4 protein-coding genes and 1 riboswitch are annotated in these 4,778 nt (G+C 71.8%); all 4 genes read left to right on the top strand.

Going from position 1 to position 4,778, the window contains the following annotated elements; translation table 11 throughout:
- The coding region (locus tag GKQ77_RS27875; RefSeq protein WP_258022079.1) for a nucleoside triphosphate pyrophosphohydrolase at positions 1–1,008 on the top strand (1,008 nt) is incomplete at its 5' end.
- A 46-nt stretch (positions 1,009–1,054) separates the two neighbouring features.
- Complete coding sequence (locus tag GKQ77_RS27870) at positions 1,055–2,362, top strand: cytochrome P450 family protein (protein WP_219691690.1); 1,308 nt, start codon at positions 1,055–1,057, stop codon at positions 2,360–2,362.
- 159 nt (positions 2,363–2,521) lie between these two features.
- Positions 2,522–3,619 (top strand): transglycosylase family protein, encoded by a 1,098-nt coding sequence (locus GKQ77_RS27865; RefSeq protein WP_219691691.1) that lies wholly within the window; start codon positions 2,522–2,524, stop codon positions 3,617–3,619.
- Positions 3,620–3,807: 188 nt separating this feature from the next.
- Positions 3,808–3,995, top strand: a riboswitch (cyclic di-AMP (ydaO/yuaA leader).
- A 4-nt stretch (positions 3,996–3,999) separates the two neighbouring features.
- Positions 4,000–4,716, top strand: coding sequence for a LysM peptidoglycan-binding domain-containing protein (locus GKQ77_RS27860; protein ID WP_219691689.1), 717 nt, complete (start codon positions 4,000–4,002; stop codon positions 4,714–4,716).
- The last annotated feature ends 62 nt before the right edge of the window (positions 4,717–4,778 follow it).

Genomic DNA, 4,778 nt, shown 5'->3' with positions numbered 1-4,778 from the left:
GCCCCGCCCTCGGCCGACGGTTCGGCCTCCGCCGAGGCTGCTGCCGGGCGAGTCATCCTGCTGACCACCAGCCACCGCGTCGCGCCCGGCCTGTTGTCCTGGCCCGCCTGGCAGGCCCTGCACGGCGCCGACGAGGTGCTGTGCGGCGACGCCGGCCACCCCCAGCTGCCGTATCTGCGCGAGGCCGGCGTGACCGTGACGCACGCGTCGCCCACCGCCGAGGAGCTGGTGGACGCCTGCGCGGGCGGGCGCACGGTCCTCGTCGTCGCCGGGGCCGAGGGCGACCGCCCCCTCACCGACGGCCTGGCCCGCCTCGCCGGCTCGGGCCGCGTCGCGATGCCCGACCTCGAACTGCTCCCCGCCTCCTACGACCTGCCGGGCGCCCGCCTGCTCGACCTCGTCCAGGTGATGGACCAGATCCGCGACGAGTGCCCCTGGTCCTCGCGGCAGACCCACAAGGGCCTGGCGAAGTACGCGATCGAGGAGGCGTACGAACTGGTCGAGGCGATCGAGGACGGCGACCGGGACGAGCTCCGCGAGGAGCTGGGCGACGTACTGCTCCAGGTGATCTTCCACGCCCGTATCGCCGAGGAGGACGGCGACGCCCCCTTCTCCGTCGACGACGTCGCGGGCGGCATCGTCGACAAGCTCATCCACCGCCACCCGCACGTCTTCGGCGACGACTCGGCGGACACCCCCGAGGACGTGAAGGCGCACTGGCTGCGCACCAAGGCGGTGGAGAAGCAGCGCACCTCGCTCACGGAGGGCATCCCGCTCGGCCAGCCCGCCCTGGCCCTCGCCGCGAAGCTCGCCTCACGCGTCCGCACGGCGGGCCTGCCCGTCACGCTCCCGCGGGGCGAGGGCGTGGGGTACGACCTCCTCGCCCTGGCCCTGACCGCGGAAGCGGAGGGCATCGACCCGGAAGCGGCGCTGCGGGCCGCGGCCCGCGCCTACCGCGACGCGGTGCGGGCGGCGGAGGGCGCGGGGGAGGAAGCCGGACAGATGTGAGCCACCGGCGGGCACGGGCGAGGGGAGCGCCGGATACCGTCGTGGCATGCCTGACCAGCCGAGCGGACCAGCTGACAAGCCCCGGGGGCCCGAACTCTTCACCTGGGAGTTCGCCACCGACCCCTACCCCGCGTACGCCTGGCTGCGGGAGAACTCGCCGGTGCACAGGACCACGCTGCCCAGCGGCGTCGACGCCTGGCTGGTCACCCGGTACGCCGACGCCCGGCAGGCCCTCGCCGACCAGCGGCTGAGCAAGAACCCCGCGCATCACGACGAGCCCGCGCACGCCAAGGGCAAGACCGGCATCCCCGGCGAGCGCAAGGCCGAGCTGATGACGCACCTGCTCAACATCGACCCGCCGGACCACACCCGCCTGCGCCGCCTGGTGTCGAAGGCGTTCACCCCACGCCGCGTCGCCGAGTTCGCGCCACGCGTGCAGGAGCTGACGGACGCCCTGATCGACGCGATCCTCGACAAGCAGGGCGCCGAGGGCGGCGGTGCCGGGAAGGGCGAGGCCGACCTCATCCACGAGTTCGCCTTCCCGCTCCCCATCTACGCCATCTGCGACCTGCTCGGCGTCCCCCGCGAGGACCAGGACGACTTCCGCGACTGGGCGGGTATGATGATCCGCCACCAGGGCGGGCCCCGGGGCGGTGTCGCGCGGTCGGTGAAGAAGATGCGGGGCTATCTGGTCCAGTTGATCCACCGCAAGCGCCTCGAACCGGGCGACGACCTCATCTCCGGCCTCATCCGCGCCTCCGACCACGGCGAGCACCTCACGGCGAACGAGGCCGCGGCGATGGCCTTCATCCTCCTCTTCGCCGGGTTCGAGACCACCGTCAATCTCATCGGCAACGGCATGTACGCCCTTCTCACCCACTCCGAGCAACGCCAGCGCCTGCAACAGGCGCTGGCGGAGGGCGACACCGGGCTCCTGGAGACGGGTGTGGAGGAACTGCTCCGCTTCGACGGGCCCGTGGAGCTGGCCACCTGGCGTTTCGCCACCCAGGAGCTGACCATCGGCGGTCAGGAGATCGGCGTAGGTGACCCCGTCCTCGTCGTGCTCGCCGCCGCCGACCGCGACCCCGAACGCTTCGAGCGGCCCGACACCCTGGACCTGAGCCGCACCGACAACACGCACCTCGGGTACGGGCACGGCATCCACTACTGCCTCGGCGCCCCGCTCGCCCGCCTGGAGGGCCAGACCGCCCTCGCGACCCTGCTGCGGCGCCTTCCCGACCTGCAACTGGCGGCCGACCCGGCCGATTTGCGGTGGCGTGGCGGGCTGATCATGCGAGGACTGCGGACCCTGCCGGTGGAGTTCACAACCGCACAGAAAAAGTCCGCCGATTGACGCCTCACCAGGCGCATAACTGATGGTCCGTCACGACTGTGATGTTCACGTGATCTCCGCTGCATCGACTTGTGACAACTGTTCGACTGCGGCTACGTTCACGTCGACTCGGGCACCCGGTGCCCAAGTCGCCGCAATAGTCTCGTGAAAGGCAACCGCATGCTCTCCGGCAATGGTCGTCACCGACGCCCCCGCCAGGCCCCGGCCCTGATCGTCGCGGCAGGAGTCGCCGGATCCGCTATCGCCATCCCGCTCCTCGGAGCCACAAGCGCGAGCGCCGCCGAGACGGTCACCTGGGACAAGCTCGCCCAGTGCGAGAGCGGTGGCGCGTGGAGCGCCAACCCCGGTAACGGGTACTACGGAGGACTCCAGCTCTCCCAGGAGGCGTGGGAGCAGCACGGCGGCCTCGACTACGCGCCCAGCGCCGACCAGGCCTCCAAGTCCCAGCAGATCGCCGTGGCCGAGAAGATCCTCGACGCCCAGGGCCCCAAGGCCTGGCCGAGTTGCGCCCCGATCGCCGGACTCACCGACGGCGGCGCCGCGGCCGACGTGGACCCGGGCGGCCCGGTCCTCCCGGAGCCCTCCGACTCGACCGGCACGTCCGGGGGCGAGAAGTCCACGGACAAGGGCGAGGGCGAGGACAAGGGCGAGGACAAGGGCGAGGCCGAGAAGAAGGAGAAGGGGGAGGCGGGCGCCGGGAAGGCCGCCGGCTCCGCCGATCCGGCCGACGACACGTCAGGCGCCCCGGGCTCCTCCTCCGGTGACGCCGCCGACGCGGGCGACACGCCCGGCTCCGGCGACGCGTCCCGAGAGAAGAATCACGACGAGTCGGGCAAGAAGGGCAAGAAGGGCAGCCCGGACGGCACGAGCGGCGCGGGTCGGGCGGACGGCAAGGGCGACCCGGACGGTTCCGGCAAGTCCGGGCAGAACGGCACCACTTCCCCCGGCTCCGACGACTCCGCCACCGGCCGCCACCGCGGCGGCAGCGCGGACGACGGACGCGCCACGGGCGGCGAGAGCGGCAGCGGCGGCGACCGTCCCGGACGGCACGCCTCGCGCGGCGACGCGCGTACGGAGAAGGTCGCCGACGGGACGTACACGGTCCGCTCCGGCGACAACCTCTCGGCCATCGCGGACGACCACGGCGTCGAGGGCGGCTGGCACGGCCTCTACAAGGAGAACAAGAAGACCGTCGGGGCCGACCCGGACCTCATCCTTCCCGGTCAGAGCCTCGATTTGGGCGAAAAGCGGGGGTAGTTGACGAACCGTCCGTGGCCCACTTCGGGTTGAATGTCCGCATTGGTGCGAGTGAGAGATGGGTCTCACAAGCCCTGATCGTCTTTGAAATTCCGGCGATCGCGTGACTACGGTCGTGACCGCTCGCCATTGGTGGGCCCCGCCGGTCGGTACGCCGAATCCTGCCAACGGCCGGACGGGAACAGTCGTCGCTTCGAGCGCCGTAGGCAGGAGCGGGGGACCCAAGGTAAGCGCCGGGTCCGGACGTTGGGCTTCCGAACGGGAGCGGGACGTACGGAACCGGCTAGGGGTGAAGTCGCACTCGCGAGAGTGCGACCGGGCAACTTCACTGGCCCGAACCCGACAGCTCACCTCGCAGGCGTCGGTGAGGGGATCAACTCATGCTGTTTTCCAGCAAGGGCAAGCACCGCCGTCCGTCCAAGGCCACCCGTGTCGTCACGCTCGCCGGTGTCACCGGTGCCGCCGTGGCCGCCCCGCTGATGGCCGCGGGCTCCGCCTCCGCCGCCACCGCCTCCGAGTGGGACGCCGTCGCCCAGTGCGAGTCCGGCGGCAACTGGTCGATCAACACCGGCAACGGCTACCAGGGCGGCCTGCAGTTCTCGCCGTCCACCTGGGCCGCGTACGGCGGCACCAAGTACGCGGCCACCGCCGACAAGGCCTCCAAGGCCCAGCAGATCGAGATCGCCGAGAAGGTCCTCGCCGGACAGGGCAAGGGCGCCTGGCCGAGCTGCGGCGTCGGCCTCTCGGGCGCCGCGTACAACGGCGGCGGCGCCGAGCAGGCCCCGCAGCAGCAGGCCCCCAAGCCGCAGCCGAAGCCGCAGCAGACGCAGCAGCAGGCCGCCCCGCAGCAGACGCAGCAGGCCCCCAAGCCGCAGCCCGCGCCGCAGACCGAGTCGAAGAAGACCGTCGAGACCCCGACCGGCAAGAAGGTCGAGAAGGGCGACGGCGAGTACAAGGTCAAGACCGGCGACACGCTGTCCAAGATCGCCGAGGCGCAGGACGTCAAGGGCGGCTGGCAGAAGGTCTACAAGCTCAACGGCGACATCATCGACAACGCCGACGTGATCTACCCGGGCCAGCAGCTCCACCTGAGCTGACCCGTCGGCGGCCGTGCCTCGGCGGACGCACGGCCGCCGCCCCGTCCCCACGGGCTCCCCGC

The sequence above is a fragment of the Streptomyces anatolicus genome, assembly GCF_019400875.1.
Lineage (GTDB): Bacteria > Actinomycetota > Actinomycetes > Streptomycetales > Streptomycetaceae > Streptomyces > Streptomyces anatolicus.
The sequence above is the reverse complement of the archived record's forward strand: the minus strand, read 5'-3'. Positions and strand labels throughout refer to the sequence as shown.

Bases quoted from the DNA above. Each gene is read 5' to 3' on its own strand.
- GKQ77_RS27860 (WP_219691689.1), top strand. From the start codon at position 4,000: ATGCTGTTTTCCAGCAAGGGCAAGCACCGCCGTCCGTCCAAGGCCACC.
- GKQ77_RS27865 (WP_219691691.1), top strand. From the start codon at position 2,522: ATGCTCTCCGGCAATGGTCGTCACCGACGCCCCCGCCAGGCCCCGGCC.
- GKQ77_RS27870 (WP_219691690.1), top strand. From the start codon at position 1,055: ATGCCTGACCAGCCGAGCGGACCAGCTGACAAGCCCCGGGGGCCCGAA.